The sequence below is a fragment of the Saccharopolyspora hordei genome (genome assembly GCF_013410345.1).
Taxonomy (GTDB): Bacteria; Actinomycetota; Actinomycetes; order Mycobacteriales; family Pseudonocardiaceae; genus Saccharopolyspora; species Saccharopolyspora hordei.
On record NZ_JACCFJ010000001.1, the window covers coordinates 555,467 to 580,844 of the forward strand.

At 72.3% G+C, this 25,378-nt stretch carries 20 protein-coding genes and 1 pseudogene; 11 read left to right on the plus strand and 10 right to left on the minus strand.

Annotated elements, in window-relative coordinates; all coding sequences use genetic code 11:
• The first annotated feature begins 16 nt into the window (after positions 1-16).
• From dprE1 to HNR68_RS02665, 3 genes are all read left to right on the plus strand, one after another.
• Positions 17-1,351 carry a decaprenylphosphoryl-beta-D-ribose oxidase gene (gene dprE1 / locus HNR68_RS02655; RefSeq protein WP_179724551.1) on the plus strand — a complete coding sequence of 445 codons (1,335 nt, stop codon included), beginning with the start codon at positions 17-19 and terminating at the stop codon, positions 1,349-1,351.
• On the plus strand, positions 1,348-2,109 hold the full coding sequence (gene dprE2, locus HNR68_RS02660; RefSeq protein ID WP_179717286.1) for a decaprenylphospho-beta-D-erythro-pentofuranosid-2-ulose 2-reductase: 762 nt from the start codon (positions 1,348-1,350) through the stop codon (positions 2,107-2,109). The genes dprE1 and dprE2 overlap by 4 nt, the downstream gene beginning before the upstream one ends.
• Positions 2,110-2,504: 395 nt before the next feature.
• Positions 2,505-3,671, plus strand: a complete 1,167-nt coding sequence (locus HNR68_RS02665) for a hypothetical protein (protein WP_380573717.1) — start codon at positions 2,505-2,507, stop codon at positions 3,669-3,671.
• Positions 3,672-3,987: 316 nt separating this feature from the next.
• Here the strand turns inward: HNR68_RS02665 and HNR68_RS02670 are convergent, their stop codons facing one another.
• Positions 3,988-5,466, minus strand: coding sequence for a hypothetical protein (locus HNR68_RS02670; protein WP_343049893.1), 1,479 nt, complete (start codon positions 5,464-5,466; stop codon positions 3,988-3,990).
• A 182-nt stretch (positions 5,467-5,648) separates the two neighbouring features.
• Here HNR68_RS02670 and HNR68_RS02675 point away from each other — a divergent pair, with 182 nt between their 5' ends.
• The 4 genes from HNR68_RS02675 to HNR68_RS02690 all read left to right on the plus strand — a co-directional run bounded on the left by HNR68_RS02675 (position 5,649) and on the right by HNR68_RS02690 (position 12,508).
• Complete coding sequence (locus HNR68_RS02675; protein ID WP_179717290.1) at positions 5,649-8,819, plus strand: arabinosyltransferase domain-containing protein; 3,171 nt, start codon at positions 5,649-5,651, stop codon at positions 8,817-8,819.
• Between the two features lie 188 nt (positions 8,820-9,007).
• Entirely contained in the window at positions 9,008-10,843 is a 1,836-nt protein-coding gene (locus HNR68_RS02680; RefSeq protein ID WP_179717292.1) for a glycosyltransferase, read from the plus strand.
• Positions 10,830-11,237 carry a GtrA family protein gene (locus HNR68_RS02685; protein ID WP_179717294.1) on the plus strand — a complete coding sequence of 136 codons (408 nt, stop codon included), beginning with the start codon at positions 10,830-10,832 and terminating at the stop codon, positions 11,235-11,237. Before HNR68_RS02680 ends, HNR68_RS02685 begins: the two co-directional genes overlap by 14 nt.
• Positions 11,234-12,508: an NAD(P)/FAD-dependent oxidoreductase gene (locus HNR68_RS02690; protein WP_179717296.1), complete on the plus strand. Its 1,275-nt coding sequence runs from the start codon at positions 11,234-11,236 to the stop codon at positions 12,506-12,508. Before HNR68_RS02685 ends, HNR68_RS02690 begins: the two co-directional genes overlap by 4 nt.
• On the opposite strand, the gene HNR68_RS26615 is transcribed toward HNR68_RS02690, so the two are convergent.
• The 6 genes and pseudogenes from HNR68_RS26615 to glf all read right to left on the minus strand — a co-directional run bounded on the left by HNR68_RS26615 (position 12,509) and on the right by glf (position 18,229).
• Positions 12,509-12,589: a hypothetical protein gene (locus tag HNR68_RS26615; protein ID WP_425502914.1), complete on the minus strand. Its 81-nt coding sequence runs from the start codon at positions 12,587-12,589 to the stop codon at positions 12,509-12,511.
• A 118-nt stretch (positions 12,590-12,707) separates the two neighbouring features.
• Positions 12,708-13,148 (minus strand): annotated as a pseudogene (locus HNR68_RS26620) (SDR family oxidoreductase); the annotation flags it as partial.
• Between the two features lie 124 nt (positions 13,149-13,272).
• Positions 13,273-14,478, minus strand: coding sequence for a decaprenyl-phosphate phosphoribosyltransferase (locus tag HNR68_RS02700; protein ID WP_425502850.1), 1,206 nt, complete (start codon positions 14,476-14,478; stop codon positions 13,273-13,275).
• Positions 14,471-15,052 carry a phosphatase PAP2 family protein gene (locus tag HNR68_RS02705; RefSeq protein WP_380573714.1) on the minus strand — a complete coding sequence of 194 codons (582 nt, stop codon included), beginning with the start codon at positions 15,050-15,052 and terminating at the stop codon, positions 14,471-14,473. The genes HNR68_RS02700 and HNR68_RS02705 overlap by 8 nt, the downstream gene beginning before the upstream one ends.
• Before the next feature lie 23 nt (positions 15,053-15,075).
• Complete coding sequence (locus HNR68_RS02710; protein ID WP_343049894.1) at positions 15,076-17,037, minus strand: glycosyltransferase; 1,962 nt, start codon at positions 17,035-17,037, stop codon at positions 15,076-15,078.
• Between the two features lies 1 nt (position 17,038).
• Entirely contained in the window at positions 17,039-18,229 is a 1,191-nt protein-coding gene (glf, locus tag HNR68_RS02715) for a UDP-galactopyranose mutase (protein WP_179717298.1), read from the minus strand.
• A 303-nt stretch (positions 18,230-18,532) separates the two neighbouring features.
• Between glf and HNR68_RS02720 the strand changes: the two genes are divergently transcribed.
• Positions 18,533-19,807: a glycosyltransferase 87 family protein gene (locus HNR68_RS02720; protein WP_179717300.1), complete on the plus strand. Its 1,275-nt coding sequence runs from the start codon at positions 18,533-18,535 to the stop codon at positions 19,805-19,807.
• 71 nt (positions 19,808-19,878) lie between these two features.
• On the plus strand, positions 19,879-20,901 hold the full coding sequence (locus HNR68_RS02725) for a peptidoglycan recognition protein family protein (protein WP_179717302.1): 1,023 nt from the start codon (positions 19,879-19,881) through the stop codon (positions 20,899-20,901).
• Positions 20,902-20,914: 13 nt separating this feature from the next.
• Here HNR68_RS02725 and HNR68_RS02730 read toward each other — a convergent pair whose 3' ends face one another.
• Entirely contained in the window at positions 20,915-21,727 is an 813-nt protein-coding gene (locus HNR68_RS02730; protein ID WP_179717304.1) for a Cof-type HAD-IIB family hydrolase, read from the minus strand.
• A 108-nt stretch (positions 21,728-21,835) separates the two neighbouring features.
• Between HNR68_RS02730 and HNR68_RS02735 the strand changes: the two genes are divergently transcribed.
• The gene (locus HNR68_RS02735; protein ID WP_343049895.1) at positions 21,836-22,708 is read left to right on the plus strand and encodes an LLM class flavin-dependent oxidoreductase; all 873 of its coding nucleotides are present in this window, start codon (positions 21,836-21,838) and stop codon (positions 22,706-22,708) included.
• A gap of 54 nt (positions 22,709-22,762) precedes the next feature.
• Here the strand turns inward: HNR68_RS02735 and HNR68_RS27345 are convergent, their stop codons facing one another.
• Positions 22,763-23,359 carry a cupin domain-containing protein gene (locus HNR68_RS27345; protein WP_179717308.1) on the minus strand — a complete coding sequence of 199 codons (597 nt, stop codon included), beginning with the start codon at positions 23,357-23,359 and terminating at the stop codon, positions 22,763-22,765.
• Between the two features lie 97 nt (positions 23,360-23,456).
• Here HNR68_RS27345 and HNR68_RS02745 point away from each other — a divergent pair, with 97 nt between their 5' ends.
• Positions 23,457-24,053: an endonuclease gene (locus HNR68_RS02745; protein ID WP_179717310.1), complete on the plus strand. Its 597-nt coding sequence runs from the start codon at positions 23,457-23,459 to the stop codon at positions 24,051-24,053.
• Positions 24,054-24,087: 34 nt separating this feature from the next.
• Here the strand turns inward: HNR68_RS02745 and serS are convergent, their stop codons facing one another.
• Positions 24,088-25,356: a serine--tRNA ligase gene (gene serS / locus HNR68_RS02750; RefSeq protein WP_179717312.1), complete on the minus strand. Its 1,269-nt coding sequence runs from the start codon at positions 25,354-25,356 to the stop codon at positions 24,088-24,090.
• Between the last annotated feature and the right edge of the window lie 22 nt (positions 25,357-25,378).

A 25,378-nucleotide genomic window follows, 5' to 3' on the forward strand; every position in this document is an offset into this window, starting at 1 on the left:
CGAAACCAAGAAGCTGATGGGCTGGGCGCGCACGGCCCCCACGCAGGCGCGCGTGCTCAGCACCACTGACCTCGACGCCATCGCCGAGGCCGTCCGCACCGCCGGTGAGCGCGGCGTCATCGCCCGCGGCCTGGGCCGCAGCTACGGCGACGTCGCGCAGAACGCCGGCGGCGTGGTCATCGACATGACCCGGCTGAACCGGATCCACGAGATCGACCCGGACACCGCGACCGTCGACGTCGACGCCGGGGTCAGCCTGGACCAGCTGATGAAGGCCGCGCTGCCGTACGGCCTGTGGGTCCCGGTGCTGCCGGGCACCCGCCAGGTCACCATCGGCGGCGCGATCGCCAACGACATCCACGGCAAGAACCACCACAGCGCGGGCAGCTTCGGCAACCACGTGCTGTCGATGGACCTGCTCACCGCCGACGGCCAGGTCCGCACCCTGACGCCGGAGGGCCCGGAGTCGGAGCTGTTCTGGGCCACCGTCGCGGGCATCGGCCTGACCGGCATCATCCTCCGGGCCAAGATCCGCATGACCCGGACGGAGACGGCCTACTTCATCGCCGACGTCGACCGGACCAACAACCTCGACGAGACGATCGAGCTGTTCGACGACGGCTCCGACGACAAGTACACCTACTCCTCGGCGTGGTTCGACTCGATCTCCACCGGGCCGAAGCTGGGCCGCGCCGCGTTCGGCCGCGGCTCGCTGGCCACGGTCGACCAGCTCCCGGCGAAGCTGCGCTCGAACCCGCTGAAGTTCGACGCCCCGCAGCTGCTGACGCTGCCGGACGTCTTCCCGCCGCGGCTGGGCAACAAGCTGACGTTCAGCATGATCGGCGAGCTGTACTACCGGAAGACGCCGAAGCGCGGACGGGGCCTGGTCCAGAACCTCACCGCCTTCTACCACCCGCTCGACCTGATCGGCGAGTGGAACCGGGCGTACGGCTCGCAGGGCTTCCTGCAGTACCAGTTCTCCGTGCCGTACGGCAAGGAGGACGAGCTCAAGCGGATCATCCACAAGATCGCGCACTCCGGCCACGTCTCGTTCCTCAACGTCATCAAGAAGATGGGCGAGGGCAACCGGGCACCGCTGTCCTACCCGCACCCGGGCTGGCTGGTGTGCCTGGACTTCCCGATCGTGGACGGGCTGGGCCGGTTCTGCACCGAACTGGACGAGGACGTCCTGGCGTTCGGTGGTCGGCTGTACACCGCGAAGGACTCCCGGACCACGGCGGAGAACTTCCACAAGATGTACCCGCGGGCGGAGGAGTTCACGAAGATCCGCCAGACCGTAGACCCCGAAGGCGTTTTCGCCTCAGACATGAGCCGGAGGCTTGAGCTGTGATCGACGCAGTTGGAAACCCGCAGTCGCTGCTGCTGCTCGGTGGCACGTCCGACATCGCCCTGGCGACGGCGAAGCGGTACGCCGAGGCCCGTCCGCTGCGGATCATCCTGGCGGACCGCCCGGAGGAGCAGGAACGTCTGGACGCCGCGGCCGAGCAGCTGCGCGCCACCGGCAGCACCGTGACCGTCCTGCACTTCGACGCCCGCAAGCCGGAGACCCACGCCGAGGTCATCGACAAGGCCTTCGCCGACGGCGACATCGACGTCACGCTCATCGCGTTCGGCATCCAGGGCGACAACGAGAAGGGCTGGACCGACGTCGAGGCGGCCCGCGCGGTGGCCGACGTCAACTACGTCGCGCCGGTGTCGCTGGGCGTGCTGCTGGCCGAGCGGCTGCGCAAGCAGGGCCACGGGCACCTCGCGGTGATGTCCTCCCCGGCCGGCGAGCGCGCGCGGCGGTCGAACTTCGTCTACGGCTCGTCGAAGGCGGGTCTGGACGTGTTCTTCTCGGGCCTGGCGTACGCGCTGGAGGAGTACGGCGTCAAGGTGACCGTCGTGCGGCCGAACTTCACGCACACCAAGCTGACCGAGGGCATGAAGCCGGCGCCGATGTCGAACACCCCGGACAGCGTCGCCAAGGCGATCGTGGACGGCGTCCGCAAGGGCAGCCCGGTGGTCTACGCCCCGGCGCAGTTCCGGTGGGTGATGACGGTGCTGCGGCACGTGCCGCGCGCCCTCTTCCGCCGTCTGCCCATCTGATCGGCTCTGACGAACGGGGCCCTCGGGAGCATCCCGGGTGGCCCCGTTCGTCGCATCCACGGCCGATCCATAACATTTCGGTCGTTTCGGCAACGTTTCGCCGTCGTGGAGCGATCTCTTCCGGTGACGGCGCTGTTCTTCCGCCGCCCGACACGCTTCCCACCCGCGGCGCGCTGGGGGAAGCGCGGGCACCTGGAGAAGTGGGGTTCACCGGGTGCTCGCGTCCGTGGGCCCTCCCACCTGCCCGTTCGACCGGAGGGCCCACGGAACGTCGCGTCTCCCCTGCTGCGTCCGCGGCCGTCCACGTCGGTCGGACGGACGCGGGATTCCACGAACAGGACAACCTGGACGCTCCGTCGCGCGATCACAGGGTGACCGAGTGAAAGGGGATGCACGTGATCGCACGACGCATCGCTGCGGCGACCGCCGCGGCAGCAGTCCTCGCCCTGATCGCCCCGGCCGGCGCGACGGTGGCCGAACCGACCAGCACGGCGCCGCCGAGCGCGTCCACGACCGCCGATCCGGGCGACGGCGCGATCCAGCAGCGCTACGAGTCGATGACCGACGAGGAGAAGGCCCAGGTCGGTGAGCCCGTCGCCGAGGAGGTCGTGGTCGACGAGGGCCTGCGCTACCAGGACTTCACGCACGCCCGCTTCTACTGGACCCCGGACTCCGGCGTCACCGTCGTCCGCGGCCTGATCTACCAGCGCTTCCTCGAACTGGGCGGGCACGACGAGGTGGGCGTGCCGATCACCGACGAGCTGGCCAGCAGCGGCGGTGGCCGCTACAGCGACTTCCGCACCCGCGACGGTGCCGTCCACTCCGCGATCTACTTCTCCACGGAGACCGGCGCGCACCTGGTCACCGGCCCGATCCTGGAGCACTTCCGGGAGCTGGGCGAGGACGCGCACTTCGGCTCCCCGGCGACCGACACCCAGCTCACCCCGGACGCCTTCGGCGCCTACAACCACTTCGTGATGCCGGGGTCCGACCGCGAGGACGCCTCCATCTACTGGACCCAGCCGACCGGCGCGAACGCGGTGCAGGGCGCGATCCGGGACGCGTGGGCGGCCAGCGGCTGGGAGGCCGGGCCGCTGGGCTACCCGGTGACCGACGAGCTGACCGCGCCGGACGGCACCGGCCGCTACAACCGGTTCAACGGCGACGGCCGGTTCCCCGCCGGGATCGTGTGGAGCCCGGACACCGGGGCGCACTCGGTGCAGGGCGTGATCGCCCAGCGCTACCTCGAGCTCAGCGGGCCCGGCGGGGTGCTCGGCTACCCCACCACCGACGAGCTCGGCACGCCGGACGGACGGGGTCGCTACAACCACTTCACCGGCACCGGTGGGGCGTCGGTCTACTGGACGCCGGAGACCGGGGCGCACGAGGTGTACGGCGGGATCCGCGTCCGCTGGGCGGAGCTGGGGTGGGAGCGCTCCTACCTGGGCTACCCGGTGAGCGGTGAGCACGACGTGCCGGTGGGCCGGGCCACCGACTTCGAGCACGGCGTCATCGAGTGGCACCGCGACACCGGCGAGGTCACCGACCGCCCGAACCCGTGATCCCGGGTCGTGGGCGGCGCCCTCCCACCGCCGCCCACGACCACGCTCCTGGCCCCACCCGCGCGGGCGACGACCGCGCAGTCCCGCCGAGAGGCGGCGGGTCACCCGCCGGGGACGGCCTCCGTCGCGCGGACGTGGGACGCGACTCCCCGCGCGCTGGTCGGTGAAGGGCACCTTCCCACCGACCCCGTTGGCGGGAGGTTCCCGTCACCTCTCCACCAACGGGGGACGACGACACGCCCGGGAGCTTCGACCTGCGTGGCCACGAGGTCGTCGTCCACGGCTGGGGGGAAGCGCTGACGCACCCGCCGGACCGTCAGCGCACGGGCTCGAGGACCAGGTGGGACTCGCCCGCCCAGGTCGAGCGGATCGTCCACTCCCCGGGCCCCGGTTCGCGGCGCAGCACGTGCGTGACCGGCCGCGGCGGTTCCGGCCGGAAGTGGCGGTAGTTCAGCCGCAGCAGCGCGCGCACCGGCGGGCTCGCCGCCGCCACGCGCTGCTGCAGCTGCTCGGGCAGGTAGCCGCGGTCGGAGAAGCCGTCCACCACCGCGCACTCGCAGAAGTACGCGAGAGTGCCGATCTCCCCGGGACTGGTCACCGTGCCCGAACCGACCAGGCGGCCCACCTCGGTCCCGATGCGGGCGTACTCCGCCGCGCTGCCCCAGTTCGTCGCGATCGCCGCCTCGCGCCACGGCGTCCCGTGGTCGACCGCGAACCCGGCCTGCACCGCCAGCAGGGCGCAGCCGATCAGCAGCGACAGCTCCCACCACACCGCACCCAGGACACCGGCCAGCAGCAACGACAGACCGATCAGGCCCGGCGCGTAGTACCAGTGGTACGGCGGCACGCCGAGCAGCGTGTAGACGTGGTGGTGCGCCACCCCGCCGGCGCCGAGCAGCGCCCACGGCCACAACCGCACCGCGCGGCGGAACGCGCGCAGCGCGCCCAGCACCGGCAGGCAGACCAGCCCGAGCAGCGGCGGCAGCAGCGACACCACCACCGCGGTGGGGAACGCGCCGTGGTAGAGCCACAGCCCGTTGCTGAAGTCCCAGTCGCCCCACGACCTCTGCAGCTGCTTGATGACCAGCGTGTCGGGCACCGCGGAACCGAAGGCGAACCAGCTCCAGGTGAACCAGGGCAGCGCGACCGCGCTCGCGGTCAGCAGCCAGCGCCACCACCCGCGCCACAACCCCGGTCGGCCGAGGAGCACCAGCAGCGCGAAGACGACCAGGTCCAGCCGGGTCAGCGCGAGCAGTCCCGCCGCGACCCCGAACAGGACCGGCCGGACCCGCACCGCCGCCAGCAGCAGCACCCCCAGCAGCGCCGCGGCCAGCGTCATCTCCAGGCCGACCGTGGAGAGCACCAGCGGGTTGCCCACCACCAGCAGCGCGCCCAGCGGCCCCACCCAGCCGGGCAGGCCCGAGCTGCGGGCGGCGGCGCGCAGCAGCAGCGCCAGCGCGACGCCGGCCAGCACGAACACCACGCCCAGGGCGAGGACGGCGTCCCGCAGCACGACCGTGAACGCCGCGAGGACCAGCACGTTCAGCGGCGCGGTCGCCGAGTTCGACACCTCGGCCTCGATCAGCCCCCAGTGGCCGTGGAACGCCAGGTTGCGGGCGTAGCTGAGGGTGATGTAGGCGTCGTCGACCAGCGCCGCGTGCACCAGCCAGAACGCGCCCGCGGCAACGGCTCCCACCACCACCGTCCACACCGGCCACCCGCGCCGTTCCGGCCGCGGGGTGGTGACCGCGGGCTCCAGGGGGCGGGGGACCGTGACTCCGTCTGCAACACGCACGTCGGGCCTCCTGTCTCTCGACAGGTCCACGCCGGTGCGAGGCGGGCCGTTGCCCCGATCGGGCAACCTGCTGGGTCGTGCCGGTCGTCCATCAGCAGGACGGGTTCGGCGCGCCGACACCGTGATCGCACACCGCGTTCGACAAGATTGCCCGCGGCGCACCCTGCGAGCCGGGAGGACAGTTGGAGCACCCGAGCAGCTCCGCGCAACTCGAGCGACCCATCGAGCCCCAGCCTGCCGGGCCGCTGCGGCGGTCCCGCCGGCTCGGGCGGTGGCTGGCGCACCTGCTCGCCCTCTGCGTGGGCGCCGCCGGTCTGCTCTGCGCGGTGTCCCTGCCGTTCGCGCCCGTGTCGGTGGAGCGCACCGAGGTCCACTGGCCCGGCCCGGAGGCCGAGACCACGACGGCGTTCTTCGCCCCCTACCGACCGGCGACGTTCGAGGCGACCGTGCCGTGCCCGGTGCTGCGCAGCGCCCTGGACCGGCCGGGCCGGACCACGGTGCTCACCACGCTGCCGCCCGGCAGCGACCGGGAAGGGCTGGTGCTCACCACCGAGGACCGCCGACCGCACCTGGTCCTCGGCCAGCGCGATGTCCCGCTCCCGCCGGGCGCCTGCGGGCTGCGGATCAGCGCCGACGCGCAGCGCTCGCTGGTGGCCGTCGACGGCCGCGACCCGATCGCGCTGCCGGGCACCGCCGCGCCGGAGATCTTCACCTTCGCCACCGACCTCGACCCCGAGCAGCTGACCGGCACCTCGGTCACGGCCCGCACCTTCTCCTGGTTCGACACCTCGCCCACCGAGCTCAAGACCGCGCTGGTCGGCGCGGCGCTGGCGCTGGCGCTGGTCTCGCTGGTGCTGCTCCTGGTGCACGCCCCGCCGGCGTTCGGCGCGGTGCGGGTCGCGCTCACCCCGCTGCCGGTGGACGCCGGGGTCGCGGCCGTGCTGGCGGCGTGGCTGGTCATCGGGCCGCTGACCGACGACGACGGCTTCGCGATGATGACCGTCCGCAACTACGACGCGGCCGGGGACATCGGCAACTACTACCGCTGGTTCAACGCCTCGGAGACCCCGTTCACGCTGGTCCAGCACGTGATGCGGTGGTGGTCGGCGGACGACCTCTCCCCCGTCTGGCTCCGGGTGCCCAGCGCGGTGGCCGGGTTGCTGACCTGGCTCGTGGTCAGCCGCGGCATCGTGGCCCCGGTGTGCCGGGGCGTCCGCCGGTTCCCGCTGCACCTGGTGACCGCGGTGTTCTTCCTGGCCTGCTGGCTGCCGTTCGGCCTGGGCGTCCGCCCCGAGGCGTTCCTCGCGCTCGGCACGTCCGCCCTGGTCGCCGCGCTGCTGAAGCTGGAGCGGACGCAGGCCCGGCAGCTGTGGCTGGGCGTCGCGGCCCTGGTCGCCGGGCTGACCGTGGCCGTCACGCCCACCGGCGTCAGCGCGCTGCTCGTCGTGCTGGTGTTCGCCCCGCGGATCGGGCGGGTGCTGATCCAGCCCGGTCCGCTGCCGCGCTGGGTGCTGGTGCCGACCCGGGCGGCGCTGGTCGCCTGCCTGGCGTCGACCGGCCTGGTGGCGATGTTCGCGGACTCGACGCTGCGCGGGGTGCTGGCGGCGACCGAGATCCACCACGAGTTCGGCCCGAGCCTCGGCTGGTACCAGGAGGTCGAGCGGTACTCGGCGCTGCTGGGCACCGGGATCTGGGGCACCGCGACGAAGCGGCTCGTGGTGCTCCTGGTGGTCACCGCCGTGCTGCTGGCCGGGGCCTGCGCGGTGCGGCAGGTCCACCGCTGGACCTCGGTGGGCGACCTGCCGGTGCTGCTGGGCTCCGTGCTCGCGGTGCTGGCCGGGCTGTGGCTGACGCCGTCGAAGTGGACCCACCACTTCGGCGCGCTGGCCGGCCTCGGCGCGGCGCTGCTCGCGGTGGTCGTGGTGGTGCTGGTGCGGCTCGGCGGGCTCGGCCACGCCAAGCGGGAGTCGCGGCTGCTCGGCGCGGTCGGCGCGGTCGCCGCGGCGCCGGCGGCGGCCCTGGCGTTCACGGGCCCGAACACCTGGCCGATGCACTCGGACTTCGCGGTGCCGTGGTCGGACACCCCGGTGCGGCCCCGCGTGCCGCTGGACAGCCCGGTGTTCTGGCTGGCCGGGGCCGTCCTCGTCGGACTGCTCGTGCTCGGGGTCGTGCACCTCCGGGCCGCGGTGTGGTCCCGCCCCCGGAACCGTCTCATGTGGACGCTGATGCCGGCGTCGGTGCTCAGCGGCGCGGCGCTGGCCTCGGTGCTGGTGCTGCTCGGCTCGTTCGCGACCGCGCCGCAGGTGATGGGCGACCGGTTCTCCGTGGCGCGGATGAACTGGCAGGCCCTGCACGGCGGCACCTGCGGGCTGGAGGACGAGGTGCAGGCGCTGCCCATCGCCGAGCAGCTGTGGCCGCTGGTCGGCGAGGCGGAGCTGGAGGGCTTCACCGAAGGCGGGGCGCCACCGCAGGAGGCGGACCTGCGCCGCGCGGGTCCGGAGGGGCCGCTGGAGGTGGTGCCGCCGGAGACCGAGCCCGAGGAGGGCCCGCGCGACGAGGTGCAGGCGACCTCGGCCAGCGAGCACGCCTGGACCAGCCTGTCCGGCGGCCCGCAGACCACCGGCTCGCTGGTCAGCCCGTGGTTCGGCCTGCCGCAGCTGACCCGTGACCAGGAGCTGTCGCTCTGGGTCGCCGGGCGTCCCGAGCAGGGCAACTCGCTGGCGCTGGAGTTCGCCGCCGCGGACCGCACGCTGGCCGTCCGCGAACTGCGCGACCCGCCGCCGACCGCGCTGCCGTTCGACGACCCGCGCCACGGGCGACCGGACGACTGGCGCGACTTCCGGCCCTGGCGGCTCCTCGGCGTCGACGCGCGCGACGTCCCGCGGGGCGCGGACCGGGTGCGGGTCCTCGCCGAGGACCGCACCACCGACCCGCAGGGCTGGCTGTCGGTGAGCGGTCCGGTGGTGCGCGACGTGGTGCCGCTGCGGCAGGCGCTCGACGTGCAGCAGCCGACGCTGATCGACTGGACGATGAGCTTCGTGTTCCCGTGCCGCAGCGACTACCCGCAGGTGGCGGGCGGGGTGGCGAGCAGCCCGCGGCTCATGGTGACCCCGCCGTCCGGCGACTGGGGGATGGCCGTCGACCCGGACTGGGGCGGGGTGTTCGCGGGCGCGACGATGCTGTCCCGCCGCATCGAGGTGCCCACCCGGCTGCGCGACGCGCCCGGCCACTCCTGGGGGCACCTCTACGCGGTCCAGTACGGGGTGGAGCGCGACGCCTACACCACCACCCGCCACCGCGAGGTGGTCGGCGGCGCCGACGGCGACCCGCCGTACCCCTTCGACGAGGGCTGACCCGCGTCGCTCGGCCGGGCGAAGGTTCTAGGCCCGGGCGGTGACGCCCGTTCAGCCGCTGCGGGATCGGCTCGGCTGGCCAAGACTGGTGCACGTCGGGCATCCAGCCAGCCGACCAGGGGGCAGCGTGGTGGACGGCGTCGGACGGGCAGAGCTCGACCCGCCGCGCCCCGGTGCTGCTCCCCCCGGTGCCCGCCGTGGTGAGCGGAGCGCTGCTGCCCGGCGCGGCCCTGACGCACGTGCCACCGCTGTGCCTGGCGCTGGGCGTCGCGCTGACGAGCGCGACACCCTCCGGGTGGACGCACCGCTTCGGCGCGCTGACCGGGGCCGGAGCCGCTACGCTGACCGCGAGTGCGGTCCTGATCACACTCGCCGCCCGGCGGTTCGCCCGCGACCGGGTGGTGCTGGTGGCGAGCGGGCTGCGCACCGCGCTCGCCGCGTGCGCCACGGCGCTGGCGTCCGCCGGCGAGAACGACTGGTTCCTGCACTCGCAGTACGGAGTGCCTTGGGGAGAGCAGCCGGTGCGGCCGCTGGACAGCCCGGCGTGGTGGCTGGTCGCGGTGGTCGTGCTGCCGGCGGTGTCCGTCCTCCGTGGACGCTCCGACGGCGATCGGCCGACGCGGCTGCTCCTCCAGATGCCCGCGCTCGCCGGCGTGGGCGTGGTGGGGGTGACGGTGGCGCTGGTGGTCGGTCCGTTCGTCGTCGCGCCCGCCCGGCGCGGGGCCACCCTCACCGGCGGCTGCGACATCGCCGACCACGTCGTGGCCACCCCGAGCCTCCCCGGTGGTGCGCTCCGCGCCGGCGGTCCCGCCGTGGGCCGCTCGGCGTCGTCGCCGGGGTGTGGAGGTCGGCGACCGGAGAGAGGTGCCGACTCGGTTGCTCGGCGGCGAGACGACCCCCGAGTACTCCGAACGGGGACACCTGTTCGAGGTCAATTACCCGATGTCGGGCAACCAGTACGACGTTCGAGGCGTTCCTGTTCCACGGTGGGGTTGGCGAGGGGAGTGACCATGGCCGACACGATGCGCCAGCAGGTCCGGGTTCCGGTGCCGCAACAGCGACCGCACCGCCGCGACCCGGGCGGTCCCCGGCTGGTCTCCTACGTGCTCCCGGTGTTCAACGAGGTCGACGGCATCCGCCACTTCCACGAGGAGCTGACCCGGACCACCGACACCCGGCCCGAGTTCGACTACGAGTTCGTCTACGTCAACGACGGGTCGGACGACGGGTCGCTCGACGTCCTGCGGGACATCGCCAAGAACGACCCGCGGGTGCGGGTGGTGGACTTCGCGCGCAACTACGGCCACCAGATCGCCATCACCGCCGGGCTGGACCACGCGCAGGGCGACGCGGTGATCGTGATGGACACCGACCTGCAGGACCCGCCGCGCGTCAGCCTCGAACTCATCGACGCCTGGGTGGCGGGCGCGGAGATCGTCTCCGCCCGCCGCCGCACCCGCCGCGACACCCCGTTCAAGCGCGCCACGGCCGCGGGGTACTACCGGCTGCTGCGGCGCTGCGCCGAGGTCGACATCCCGGTGGACACCGGCGACTTCCGGCTGCTCGACCGCCGGGCCGCCGAGGAGCTGCGCAAGTTCCGGGAGCGCAGCCGGTTCATCCGCGGCATGGTCGCCTCGATGGGCTTCGAGCAGCGGGAGGTGCTGTTCGACCGGGACGAGCGGGTCGCGGGCGAGACCAAGTACCCGATGCGGAAGATGCTGCGGCTGGCCGCCGACGGCGTCACCGGGTTCTCCACCGTCCCGCTCAAGATGATCACCCGGATGGGGTTCATCACCCTGGGACTGGCGCTGCTCGGCATCATCTACGCGGTGACGCTCCGGTTGTTCTTCCCCGCCATCACGGTCTCCGGCTGGACCATGCTCATGGTCGCGATGCTGTTCCTCGGTGGGATGCAGATGCTGTCCCTCGGCGTGATCGGCAGCTACGTCGGGCGCATCTACAGCGAGGTGCAACAACGTCCGCTGTACATCGTGCGGGACGTGATCCGGCATGACGCCGACTGAGCAGCTGGCGCGGCGCCGGCCGCTGGTGAGCCGGACGCTGCTGCGCTACGCGGTGATCGGCGCCAGCGGCGTGCTGCTGGACTACCTGCTCTTCCTGCTGCTGTTCAACGTGGCCGGGCTGCACGAGCAGCTGGCCAACGCGATCAGCACCACGGCCGGGATCACGAACAACTTCCTGCTCAACGCGTGGTTCAACTTCCGCAAGCGGGACCGGCTCCTGGTGCGGTTCCTGCGGTTCTACGCGGTCGGGCTGACCGGCATCGCGCTGACGTTCCTGCTGCTCGGCGTGTTCTCCGGCTGGCTCGGCGTCGACCCGAACCTGGTCAAGGCCGGCTCGCTGCCGGCCGTGCTGCTGCTGCAGTACACCGTCAACAAGAAGTGGAGCTTCGGATGAGAGTGGGCATCGTCGGCGCGGGGGCGACCGGGCTGACCGCGGCCTACGACGCGGTCAAGGCGGGGCACGACGTGACGGTGCTGGAGGCCTCCGCGGAACCGGGCGGCCTGGCCGCCTCGATCGAGGTCGGCGGCACCCCGCTGGAGCGCTTCTACCACCACAGCTTCCGCACCGACCGCGCGATGATCGAGCTGGTCGAAGAGCTGGGGCTCGGTCACCTGCTGTGGTTCCACCGCCCCACCACCGGGGTGTACTTCGACGGGCAGCTGCACGACTTCAGCACCCCGCAGGAGATGCTGCGGTTCCCCGGCTTCTCGCTGCTGGACAAGCTCCGCTTCGGCGCGTCGTCCGCGGCGCTCAAGGTGGTGCGCGACGGGCAGCGGTTCACCGAGGTGCGGGCGCTGGACTGGATGCGCCGCTGGGCGGGCCGGCGCGTCACCGAGTCCATCTGGGAACCGCTGCTGGTGGGCAAGTTCGGCAGCCACGCCGAGCAGGTCTCGATGGCCTGGCTGTGGGCCCGGATCCACTACCGCACCTTCGAGCTCGGTTACGTGCACGGCGGTTTCGACCAGGTCTACCGCGCGCTGCTGGACGCGGTGACCGAGCGCGGCGGCAAGGTCGAGTTCGGCAAGCCGATGGCCACCGTCCGCCAGCCCGGCGCCACCGTGCTGATCGGCGCGAAGGACGGCAGCAGCTACGAGTTCGACCAGGTCATCGTCACCGTGCCGCAGCCGGTGTTCGCCCGGGCCGCCGGGATCCCGACCGACGACGTGCTGTGGCGCAACCAGTACCTGGGCGCGACGTGCTTCGTGCTGGAGTGCGACCGCAGCCTGATCCCCTACTACTGGCTCAACATCAACGACACCGCCTTCCCGTTCCTGGCGGTGGTGGAGCACACGAACATGGTCGACCGCGCCGAGTACGGCGGGCGGCACATCGTCTACGTGGGCAACTACGTGCCGCGCAGCGACTGGCGCTTCACCACCGAGCCCGCCGAGCTGCTGGAGCGCTACCTCCCGTGGCTGCGCAAGCTGAACCCGGACTTCGACCGCTCCTGGATCCTGGACTGGCACTTCTCCAAGGCCGGCTACGCCCAGCCGATCGTGACGCCGGAGTACCGCGCCTCGATCCCCAGCCACCGCACCACGATGCCGGGCGTGACGCTGGCGACGATGTCGCAGATCTACCCGCAGGACCGCGGCCAGTCCTACGCGATCGCGATGGCCCACGAGGTGACCGACCGCCTCGGCCTCAGCGACCGGCGGGCGTAGTCACTGGGCGGTCCCCCCGCCGTCGACGGCGACCAGCGCGCCGGTGATGGAGCTCGCCGCGTCGGAGGCCAGGAACGCCACCGCCTCGGCGACCCCGTCGGGCCGTCCGATCCGGCCGACCGGGTGGGGACGGGCCGACGGAGGCGCGCATCTCGCGGCCGTTGTCGACGACGCCCGCCGTGCTGTCGGTGTCGATCACGCCGGGCAGCACGGTTTTGGAGCGGATGCCCTTCGGCCCGCCCTCGATGGCGAGCACGCGCGTGATCTGCGCCAGAGCACCCTCGGAGGCGGCGTGGGCGGTCTGGGTCTCGGAGGCGACGACCGAGGGCACCGAGGCGATCGAGCCGCCGCGGTCCCCCACCCGGAACGCCTCGCGCGCCTGGACGGAGTTCCCGCGCGCGTTGACCCGCACGATGGCTTCGAAGTCGTGGTGGTCTCGGTGACCGGCTCGTTCAGGGTGCGGCCCGCGTTGTTGACCAGGACGTCGTGGCGGCCGAACCGGTCCCGGGCCAGTTCCGCGGTCCCGCGCGCCAGGCCCTGGTCGGGCGACGTCGCCCGACCAGGGCGGCCACGCCGTCCGCCGGCAGCACGCTGCACCGCGAGAGGCACGACGACCTCCGAGGTCCGGCAACACCGCCACTCCCGTCCCGACCGGTGGAGCCGTCCTGCCCGGCGGGTGATCGCCGGATGAACAGCACCCAGCACAGCGACCCGAACACGACGGCGCCCCCGGTCCGGGGACCGGGGGCGCCGTGCGGGGTGGGTCAGAGGTAGAAGGCGAGGAAGAGGCAGCCGGCCAGGACAAGGCCGAGCACCATGAGGACCCGGTCCTTGAGGACCACTTCCTCCGGCTCGCCCGCCACGCCCTTGTCGATGTCGACGGCGTACCGCAGGATCGCCACGACCATCGGCACGATCGAGATCAGGCCCCAGCGGGACATCTCGAACTCGCGGATGTCGTAGGCCCACAACGCGTAGGACATGATCGTGATCGCGGCCGCGATGGCCCACACGAACCGCAGGTAGGACGGCGAGTACGCCTTGAGCGACTTGCGGATCTTCGCGCCGGTCTCGGCCGCCAGCTTCACCTCGGCGTAGCGCTTGCCCGCCACCATGAACAGCGAGCCGAACGCCACGATCAGGTAGAACCACTGCGTGATGACCAGGTCGGCGGCGGCACCACCGGCGATGGCGCGCAGCAGGAAGCCGGACGCCACGATGCACAGGTCGATCACCGGCTGGTGCTTCAGGCCGAAGCAGTAGCCCAGCTGCACGCCGATGTAGACTGCCATCACCACCAGCAGCGGCGTGCTGGTGAAGGCCGAGATCACCAGCGACCCGCCGAGCAGCAGCACGCACACCGCGTACGCGACGGGCACCGGGATCAGCCCGGCCGCGATCGGCCGGTTGCGCTTGGTCGGGTGCTGGCGGTCCGCCTCGACGTCGATCGCGTCGTTGACGAAGTAGATGCCGGAGGCGGCCATCGAGAACACGATGAACGCCACCACGGAGTGCCACAGGATGTCGGGGTCCAGGATCTCGCCCGCCGCGAACGGCACGGCCAGCACCAGGACGTTCTTCACCCACTGCTTGGGGCGCAGCTCCTTGACCAGGCCGGTGAGCAGGCCCGCCGTGGTGCCCGCCTTCGCGGCCACCTTCGCGTGGTAGGCGTCCGAGGACTTGTCCTTGATGTCGTCGGACTTCGTCGGCGCCGGCTCCAGGACCTCGTCGCCGAACTCGGCGCCGATGGTGCCCTCCGCGTCGGTCTCCACCTCGATCGCCTTGCCGGCACCGCCGGACCCGTCGGTCACCGCGTCGCCGAGGCGGGCACCGTCGCCGCCGGTCGCACCCGCGCCGGCCGCGGTGCCGTCGTTGGACGTCTTCCCGACGCGGGCACCGCCGCTGCCGCCGGCCTCGGCCGACGCGTCGGTCTCACCCGTGTCGACCTCGGTGTTCTCGTTGTCAGCCACGGTTCCTCCGCCGTTTCATGAATCGCCGCACGCCCCACGCCACGGCACCGCCGAGCGCGGAACCGGCGACCACATCGCTCGGATAATGAACCCCCAGGACAAGGCGGCTGACCATCATCGGCGGCACCAGCGCCGGGGTCAGCTTCTTGCCCGTCAACCCGCCGTAGAGCACCGCGGCGGCCGTCGTGGACGTCGCGTGCGAGGACGGGAAGCTCAGCTTGCTCGGTGTGCCGACCAGCACCTGCACCTCGGGGTCGGACGGCCGGCGGCGGCGCACCACGCGCTTGACCGCGATCGAGGCGGCGTGCGCGGCGGCGACGCCGGCGGCGGCGGTCAGCCACTCACCGCGGCGCCGGCGGTCCACCAGCGCCCCGACCGCGCCGATCGCCAGCCAGCCGCCCGCGTGCTCGCCGAACAGCGACATCGCCCGAGCGGTCTTGACCACGGCTGGCTTGGCCAGCGCGCCCTGCACCTTGCGCAGCGCGACGGTCTCGGGGGTGACCGTCGCCGGTGCTTCGTCGGCGGAAGCGGCGACGGCCTCCTCGGGACCTGTCGCCGTCGTCAGCTCTGCCACATCGTCTCCGGGTGGGTTCGGGGTCACTTCGAGTCGAAGACCTGCTTCCAGGACTCCGCACTGGTCAGCTCGGGCAGCGCCGCCCGGTAGACCGCGCACAACCGGGTCCACTCCTGGCCCAGCCGCTTGTAGTTGGCCACGGCGCGCATGCCCAGCCGCCGGAACTCCTCCGGGTCACGGCGCCGGAAGGACACCCCGCTGCCGTCGGCGTTGGACACCGTGGCGCTGTCGAGGTTGCCCAGCAGGAACCACCGGGCGCTGGCCGCGGGCACGTTGAGCTGCGGCCGCTCGCCCGCGTCCTTGGCCGGTTCCTTGAGGTTGTGCAGCAGCGCCTTGGAGGCGCGCGCCGCGATGACCGCCGGGTTCACCGGCGGTTTGAGCAGGCTCTCGGCCATGATCGGGTTCGCCGTGGGGGGCGGGAACTCGCGGGCCGAGGGCAGCGTCTTGGCGTCGTCGTAGTCCTTGCGCAGCTCGCGGACCTCGGGCAGCGCGGTGCGGAGGCTCTCGAACAGGCCCTCCGGGCCCGCCATGAAGTCCTCCAGCGCCTTCTGCTGCACCGCGACCGTCGAGTACTCCATCGACAGCAGGTGCCGCAGGGTGAGCTTCAGGCCCTGCTTGATGATGTTCGTCTTGACGGTGTCCGGGCTGTGCAGCGCGGCGAGGATGAGCCGGTTGCGGGTGTGGAAGTACGCCGTCCAGTCGGTGGCGTCGTTCTTGTCCGTCCACGGCATGTGCCAGATGGCCGCGCCCGGCAGCGTCACCGTCGGGTAGCCGCGCTCGCCCGCACGCAGCGAGTACTCGGAGTCGTCGTGCTTGATGAACAGCGGCAGCGGCAGCCCGGTGCGCTCGATCACCTCGCGCGGGAACAGGCACATCCACCAGCCGTTGTAGGTGGAGTGGATGCGCTGGTGCAGCTTGGTGGACTTGCGCAGCGGCTTCTTCGCGAAGTCGTGGTCGGTGACCGCGCCCGGCGCGGCCCGCCAGATGCCCTGGCCCAGGTCCACGACCTCGCCCATGGTGTGCAGCCGCGAGCGGGCCTGCAGGTTGAGCATCTGGCCGCCGACGATCACCGGGGAGGACGCGGCGCGGGCGAAGGCGTTCGCCCGCAGCACGCCGTCCGGCTCCAGCGCGATGTCGTCGTCGATGACCATGACCTGCTCGGCATCCGAGTTGTAGATGCCCTCGTACATCACGCGGGTGAAGCCGCCCGAGCCACCGAGGTTGTCCTGCTCGATGACCTGCAGCTTGTCGCCCAGGCGGCGGGCCGCCTCGTCGAAGCCCTCGGTCTCGCGAATCTTCTGCGGGCCCTGGTCGGCCACGATGACCCGCTTGACGACCTCCATGACCTGCGGGTCCTCACCGAGGGTCTGCAGCGCCAGGACGGCGTCGGCCGGGCGGATCGTGGTGGTGCCGACGACGACCTGCTGCTTGGGCAGCGGCACGTCGGTGGTCCACGCCGCCTCGTCGATCTCCAGCGGCGCGTCGTTGGTGAACAGGTCGAACCAGATCCAGCCGCCGTCCTCGAACGGCGTCAGCGACACCCGGAACTCCAGGGACTCCCAGTCCTGGCTGTCCACCGGGGTGCCCTGCAGGTGGACGCTGTCGCCGTTGGGCTTCGAGCGGTAGACGTCGAGCCGACCGGCCCCCTTGACCTTCAGCCGCAGCACGACCTCGTCGACCTCGGTCCAACGCTTCCAGTAGCTGGCCGGGAAGGCGTTGAAGTAGGAGGCCAGGGAGATCTTGCGGTGCGCGGGCACCAGCAGCCGGCGCCGCGACACCACGGTCGCGGCGCTGTCCAGCGAGGTCGGCTCGTCGATGTAGAGCGGGCGGACGTCCAGCGGGTCCTCGCCGCGCGGGAACACCACGCGCTGCAGGACCTGCTCGGACGCCACGTCCGCCGTGCCGGAGCGCATCGACGTCACGTCGCTGAGCTTGCTCTCCCCCGCGGCGGGAGAACGGTCCTCTCGGGGGGTCCGGTCGGTCACGTCAGTCCTCCAACGAGCCGTCCAACGAACGACCCTCGGTGAAGTAGGGGGCGATCTTGTTGTCGAACATGCTCAGGGCCGAGCCGATGGCCATGTGCATGTCCAGGTACTTGTAGGTCCCCAGCCGACCGCCGAAGAGGACCTTGCGCTCCTTGGCCTCCTTCTTGGCCAGCTCGCGGTAGGCCTCCAGCTTGCGGCGGTCCTCCGGGGTGTTGATCGGGTAGTACGGCTCGTCCCCGCTCTCGGCGAACCGGGAGAACTCGCGGACGATGACCGTCTTGTCCTTCGGGTAGTAGTCCCGCTCCGGGTGGAAGTGCCGGAACTCGTGGATCCGGGTGTACGGGACCTCCTCGTCGGCGTAGTTCATCACCGACGTGCCCTGGAAGTCGCCGGTCGGCACGACCTCGGTCTCGAAGTCGAGCGTGCGCCAGCCCAGCTCGCCCTCGACGTAGTCGAAGTAGCGGTCCAGCGGCCCGGTGTAGACGACCGGGACGCCGGCAGGCAGGTCACCGCGCACGTCGAAGAAGTCGGTGCTCAACCGCACGTCGATGTTGTCGTGGTCGGCCATCTTCTTCAGCCACGCCGTGTAGCCGTCGACCGGCAGACCCTCGTAGGTGTCGTTGAAGTACCGGTTGTTGAAGGTGTACCGGACCGGCAGCCGGCTGATGGTGGCCGCGGGCAGCTCCTTGGGGTCGGTCTGCCACTGCTTGGCCGTGTAGCCGCGCACGAACGCCTCGTAGAGCGGGCGCCCGATGAGCGAGATGGCCTTCTCCTCCAGGTTCTGCGCGTCCTCGGTCTTGATCTCGGACGCCTGCTCGGCGACCAGCGCCTTGGCCTCGTCCGGGGTGAACGCGCGTCCGAAGAACTGGCACAGCAGTCCCAAGTTCATCGGGAACGAGTAGATCTGGCCTCGGTGCTTGGTGAACACGCGGTGTTGGTAATCCGTGAACTCGGTGAACTGGTTCACGTACTCCCACACGCGCTTGTTCGAGGTGTGGAAGAGGTGCGCGCCGTAGCGGTGCACCTCGATCCCCGTTTCGGGCTCCGCCTCCGAGTAGGCGTTGCCCCCGATGTGGTCACGACGGTCCAGCACCAGCACCCGCTTGTCCAGCTGGGTGGCGGCGCGCTCTGCGATCGTGAGGCCGAAGAATCCGGAACCAACAACGATCAGGTCATAGCCTGCGAAGCTCACAGCCGTCGAGGGTAGCGGGGACGAATCGGAGGGCCGAAACCGCGTTGACGTTCTCCGCTACGCATCGCTACGCGGCGTGTCGACAACACCGCAAAAGGCATGTCGATCACATTTCGCACGCCTGGGGCGCCCCCGTACCGGGTGAATTGGGCAGTACGGTTCGCGACTATTCGCCGCTGTTATTACCCGTCGGGCTCTCGGCCCGGCGTGTCGGGTCGCAGGTACCATCAGCGACCGCGTCGGTGCGCCCCGCTCCCAGCGCTCGCGAGCGCGGCGCCGTGGTTCTGGGGTGGTGAACGTCGGGTGGCACGCTTTCGGGACGGTCGGCACCTGTTGGTCGCGGCGGTCCTCGTCGAGCTCTTCGCGCTCTACTACGTGCACTGGGTCCACAGCCCCGGCTACGTGGACACCGAGGTCTACCGGCTGGGCGCCCGCGCCTGGCTGCGCGGCTACGACGTCTACGGCGACGACCTCACCCCCGAGTCCCCGGACACCGGCACCCTGCCGTTCATCTACCCGCCGTTCGCGGTCCTGCTGTTCGTGCCGCTGACCTGGCTGCCGACCGAGACCGCGGGGCACGTGGTGTCCGCGCTGTCGCACCTGGCGATCGTGGTCACGGCGTACGCGCTGGCCCGGTCCTCGACCTACCTGGCGCCGCGGGCCGGGTGGCTGGCGGTGGCCACCGCGCTGCTGGTGCCGTGGTTCACGCTGATCGAGCCCACCACCGCGACGTTCGGCTACGGGCAGGTCAACCTGGTCCTCATGGCGCTGGTGGCGGCCGACTGCCTGCTGCCGACCACCCGCTGGCCGCGCGGGCTGCTGGTGGGCATCGCGGCCGGGATCAAGCTGACCCCGCTGGGCTTCCTGCTGCTGTTCCTGCTGCGCCGGGACTTCCGGGCGATGGCCGTCACCGGGGTGACGTTCGCCGCGACCGTGCTGCTCGGGATGCTCGCCATGCCGGAGGACGCGGCGGACTGGTGGCTGGAGCGGGTGTGGTCCACCGGCGACTCCCTCGGCACCGTCTACGTGGGCAACATGACCCTGCGGAGCACGCTGGCCAAGCAGGGCCTGACCGACCTCGCGCTGAACGTGCCGTGGGTGGTCGGGTCGCTGGTGCTGCTCGTGCTGGCGGTGCTCGGCATGCGGTACGCGCTGCGGGTGTCCAACGTGCCGCTCGCGCTGTGCACCAACGCCGTGTGGGTGCTGCTGGTGTCGCCGATCTCCTGGTCGCACCACTGGGTGTGGGCGGGCCCCACGCTCGCGCTGCTGTTCGCCATGGCGCTGCGGCACCGCTGGTACGGCGTGCTGTACAGCGTGGTCCTGTGCGCGCTGCTGGTGCTCGTCGCGCCGCAGTGGTGGCTGCCGAACACCGAGGACCGCGAACTGGACTGGACGTTCTCGCAGCAGGTCGTCGGCAACTCCTACACGCTGGTCGGCATCGGCTTCCTGGTGGCCGCGGCGGTGGCGCACGCCCGGTTCCGGCCGCGCACCACGGCACGTCCGCTGGTCGGCGCGGGTCCACAGGGGACAGCGCCGTCACCCGGACAGCGCAGCCGGGCAGCGGCTGATCGGAGCTGACCGCATACTCGCTTCGGCCCTGAACCGGCTCCGGCTCCCGACCGGTGCCACCGCGCGGAAGCGAGGTACCCATGCGCCCACGGCTGGGACTGCCGATCGCGCTGCTGCTGGCCGCGACGGCGTTGCCCGCGGCCGCCAGTGCCGCCACCCCCGAGTCCAGCACCCGGATCCCGCTGCGCGACGTGCCGCTGGACCGCTCGCAGGCCCGCCAGGTGCACGTCGACGCGCCGTTCGACCTCATCGGCCTGGCCTGGCGCGGACCCGCCCCGGACCGCGTCGAGGTGCGCACCCGCGGCGCCGGGGCGTGGAGCGAGTGGGTCCGGCTGGAGGCGGACGCCGGCGGCAGCGAGCCGCTGTGGACCGGGCAGGCCGACACCGCGCAGGTGCGCGCCACCCGCGGCGGCGTGGACGTCACCGGGGAGCTCGAGCTCATCGCGGTCGACCCAGGCAGCCGTCCCGCCCCGACCGCGGACACCCGGATCGCCGGGTCGCCCCCGGTGGTCACGCGGGCGCAGTGGGGCGCCGACGAGGCCCTGATGACCTGGACGCCCGAGCCCACCGAGACCAAGGCGGTGATCGTGCACCACACCGCGGGCGGCAACGACCACAGCTGCGCGGAGTCCGCCGACGTGGTGCGGGCCATCTACCGCTACCACGCGGTCGAGCTGGGCTGGGGCGACATCGGCTACCACGCGCTGGTCGACAAGTGCGGCACCGTCTTCGAGGGCCGCGCGGGCGGCCTGCACGGCAACGTCATCGGCGGGCACGCGCGCGGGTTCAACCGCCACACCTTCGGCGTCTCCATGATGGGCAACCACGAGCGGGTGGCGCCGAGCCGCGAGACCGTCGAGGCGGTCGCCGAGATCAGCGCGTGGAAGCTCAGCACCGTGGGAGTGCCCGCAGCGGGCACGACCGAGCTGGTCGCCGAGCCCGCGGGCAGTTCGCTCCACCCGGCCGGCACCACCGTCACGCTGCCGACGATCTTCGGGCACCGCGACGTCAGCAAGACCGCCTGCCCGGGCCGGTTCGGCTACGAGGAGCTCGGCACCGTCCGGGACCGCGCGGCGGTCCTGCAGCGCGACGCCCGGCCGTGACGCGGCCGGGCGGTCACCACCAGCGGGCGAGCAGTTCGGCGACGCCGTCCTCGGCGTTGCTGGCCGTCACCTCGTCCGCGACGGCCAGCGCCGCCGGGTGGGCGTTGCGCATCGCCACCCCGTGGCCCGCCCAGGACAGCATCGGCGCGTCGTTGGGCATGTCGCCGAAGGCGATCACGTCGGCCTGGTCGACGCCGAGCTCGGCGGCCACCGCGGCCAGCCCGGTCGCCTTGTCCACACCGGTCGCGGACAGCTCGACCAGCCCCGCCGACGTCGAGTAGGTCAGCTGCATCCGGTCCCCGACCACCGCACCGGCCGCCTCGGCCAGCTCGGCGCTGGTCAGGTGCTCATGCAGCACCAGCAGCTTGATCGCGGGCCTGCCGGTGAGCTCGTCGACCCCGGCGCCCCGGACGCCGGAGCCCGGCCACACCCGGCGGAAAGCTGACTCGGCCAGGAACTGCTCGTGCGGGCGGTCGTGCGCGCCGTCGGTCGCGCGCTCCACCGCGAACGCGCACCCCGGCAGCTCGTGGCGCAGCTCGCGCACCACGTCGTGCAGGTCCAGGGCCTCGATCACGTGGCTGTGCAGCACCCGGTCGGCCGCGGCGTCGTAGAGCACCGCACCGTTCGCGCACACCACCACCCCGGCCACCCCGAGGCCGGCCACGACCGTCGGCACCCACCGCGGCGGGCGGCCGGTGACCAGCACGAACGGGGTCCCGGAGGCGACCACGCGCTGCACCGTGCGCGCGGTGCGCGCGCTCACCCGCTCGAGCGGGTCGAGCAGGGTTCCGTCCACGTCGGATGCCACCAGGCCGGGTCTGCGCACCTCGCCATCCTCCCCCGCGCCGCGCGCGCCGTGCAGCCGGCGGCCCGCGCCGCTCCGTGTCACCTGATCGGGTCGATGCCGGTGGTGCCCGACCAGTACGGTCGACGTGTGCGAGTTGGGATCGTGATTCTGCCGGAGCACCGATGGTGGGCCGCCGAGCCGATGTGGCGGATGGCCGAGGAGTACGGCTTCGCCCACGCCTGGACCTACGACCACCTCGGTTGGAAGTCCCTTGTGGACAAGCCGTGGTTCGACGCGGTGCCGACCTTGACCGCCGCCGCGATGGTCACCTCCACCATCCGGCTGGGCACCCTGGTCGCCTCGCCGAACTTCCGGCACCCGGTGCACTTCGCGCGGGAGCTCACCGCGCTCGACGACATCTCCGACGGCCGGATCACCCTCGGCGTCGGCGCGGGCGGTTCCGGCTTCGACACCCGGGTGCTGGGCGGGCCGGAGCTGACCCCGGGCCAGCGGGTCGACCGGTTCGCCGAGTTCCTGGAGCTGCTGCACCAGATCCTCACCCACGACACCACCGACCACTCCGGCACGTACTACTCGGCGGTGCAGGCCCGCAGGCACCCCGGGTGCGTGCAGCTGCCCCGGCTGCCGTTCGTGGTGGCCGCCAACGGTCCCCGCTCGATGCGGCTGGCCGCCCGGTACGGCAGCGGCTGGGTCACCACCGGAGGCGGCGGGGACGACGAGGAGAGCTGGTGGCGGTCGGTCGCCGAGCTCTCGCTGCGGTTCGGCGAGGTGCTGTCCGAGCAGGGGCGGGACCCGGCGCAGGTGGACCGCTACCTGCAGGTCGACGCCGCGCCGGGGTACTCGATGTCCAGTGTGGAGCACTTCCGCGACGTGGTCGGCCGCGCCGCCGAGCTCGGGTTCACCGACGTCATCACGCACTGGCCGCGCGCCGAGAGCCCGTACGCGGGCAAGGAGTCGACCGTCGAGGAGATCGCCTCGGAGGTCCTGCCGGAGCTGTGACGCGCTCGTGAGCGCGACAGCCGCCTGCAACCGGCTCACGCACTCACGACCGCGTCAGTCCTCGCCGCGGGGTGGTGCCAGCAGCGCCGCCCCCACCGCGAGGAACTCGGCGGGCACCCCGCCCAGGGCCGAGAGCCGGTGCGGCACGCGGGCGCTGAAGCTGACGCTGTCCCCCGCCCGCAGCGTCGTCGCGCCCTGCTCGAAGTCCACGTGCAACTGGCCGCTGAGCACGTAGAGCCAGTCGTGGCCCTCGTGCCGGACCGGTCGCACGCCCGCGCTGGTCGGGGAGAGCCGGCAGCGCGCGGCGTAGAGCCCGGGGACCACCGCGCGCGGCGTCAGCACCTGCACCGCCATGCCGTCGGTGTCCACCGTCGGGACCTCGTTGCCGCGCAACACCATCACCGCCGGGCCCGGCTCGGCGTCGGTGAACAGCCGGGGCAGCTCCACGTCCAGTGCTCCGGCCACCTGCGCCAGCACGTCGAGCGTCGGTGTCGTGCCGCCCTGTTCGATGCCGACCAGCTGCTCCCGGTCCAGCTCGGCGCGCGCGGCGAGCTCGTCCTGCTCCAGTCCGCGCGCGAGCCGCAACCGGCGGATCCGGTCGCCGAGCCCGGCGAGGGCGGGCGCACGCGCGCCACCAGGAGGTTCGGACACGCCACCACGATAGGTCCGGTGCCGCGGTCCCGCCGCGAGCGCGCGTGTGCCCGGGCGTCCCGCCGGGTAGCCCTCATCGGCAGAGGGGGTGGTGGTGATGTCCGTCCGGGAGACCGTGCAGGCCGTGCTCGACGACGCGGGCACCACCTACGCCGCCGAGGCCGGCATCAAGCTGGCCAACAAGCCCTCCCCGCTGTACCGGTTGCTGGTGCTGGCCGTGCTGATGTCCGCGCCGGTCAAGGCGGAGGTGGCGGTGGCGGCGGCACGGGAACTCGCCGAGTTCGGCACGCCGCAGAGGATGTGCGACGCCACCTGGCAGCAGCGGGTGGAGGCGCTCGACCGCGGGCGCTGCACGCGCTACGACGAGCGCACCGCGACCGCGCTCGGCAAGGGCGCGCAGCTGCTGCTCGACCGGTACCACGGCGACCTGCGGCGGATGCGGGCGAAGGCCGACGGGGACCTCGACGAGCTGCGCGACCTGCTCACCGAGGTGCCGAACCTCAGCCCGGTGGGGGCGGACGTCTTCTGCCGCGAGGCGCAGCTGGTGTGGCCGGAGCTGCGGCCCTACGTCGACGACGAGGTGGTCGGCGCCGCGCGCAAGCTCGGTCTGCCCACCGATCCCGTGCGGCTCACCCAGCACGTCGAGGGCCACGACATCGCCCGGCTCACGGCCGCGGTCATCCGCTCCGCGTGAGCGGCGGTGGCCCGGCGACCACCGCCGCGGCGGATCACTTCGACTTCGGCTCGAGGACCTCGCGACCCCCGAGGAACGGGCGCAGCGCCTCCGGGACGCGCACCGAACCGTCGGCCTGCTGGTGGTTCTCCAGGATCGCCACGATCCAGCGCGTGGTGGCCAGCGTGCCGTTGAGGGTGGCCGCGATGCGGGTGCGGCCCTCCTCGTCGCGGTAGCGGGTGTTCAGCCGCCGCGCCTGGAACGTGGTGCAGTTCGAGGTGGAGGTCAGCTCGCGGTAGGTCTGCTGGCTGGGGATCCACGCCTCGCAGTCGAACTTGCGGGCCGCGCTGGCGCCGAGGTCGCCGGCCGCGGTGTCGATCACCCGGTACGGCACCTCGATCTTGGCCAGCATCTCCTCCTCCCAGGCCAGCAGGCGCTGGTGCTCCTCGCGGGCGTCCTCCTCGCGGCAGTAGACGAACATCTCCAGCTTGTTGAACTGGTGCACGCGGATGATGCCGCGGGTGTCCTTGCCGTAGGAGCCCGCCTCGCGGCGGAAGCAGGTGGACCAGCCCGCGTAGCGCAGCGGGCCGTCGGAGAAGTCCAGGATCTCGTCGGCGTGGTAGCCGGCCAGCGGCACCTCGGAGGTGCCGACCAGGTACAGGTCGTCGGCCTCCAGCCGGTAGACCTCGCTGGAGTGCGCGCCGAGGAAGCCGGTGCCGTCCATGATCTCCGGCCGGACCAGCACCGGCGGCACCACCAGCTCGAACCCGGCGGCGGTGGCCTGCGCGGCGGCCATGTTCAGCAGTGCCAGCTCCAGCTGCGCGCCGATGCCGGTGAGGAAGTAGAAGCGGGCGCCGGACACCTTGGCGCCGCGCTCCATGTCGAGGGCGCCGAGCGCGACGCCCAGGTCGACGTGGTCGGCGACCTCGAAGTCGAACTCGCGCGGGACCCCGACGTGCTTGAGCACGGCGTAGTCGTCCTCGCCGCCCGGCGGGACGTCGGGCTCGACGACGTTCTGCACGGCCTTGTGCGCCCGCAGCAGCTCCTCGTCGGCCGCCGCCTGCTCGGCCTCGGCCTCCTTCACCTGCGCGGACAGCTCCTTGGCCTGGGCCAGCAGCGCCTCGCGCTCCGCCCCCTTGGCCTTGCCGACCTTCTTGCCGAGCTGCTTCTGCTCGGCACGCAGGCCGTCCGCGCGGGACACCGCGGACCTGCGACGCTCGTCAGCGGACAGCAGCGCGTCCACCAGGGACGCGTCTTCGCCCCGCGCGCGCTGCGACGCGCGCACGGCTTCCGGATCCTCGCGTAGCGTCTTCAGGTCGATCACAGCTGGTCAGCGTAGCCCTTCC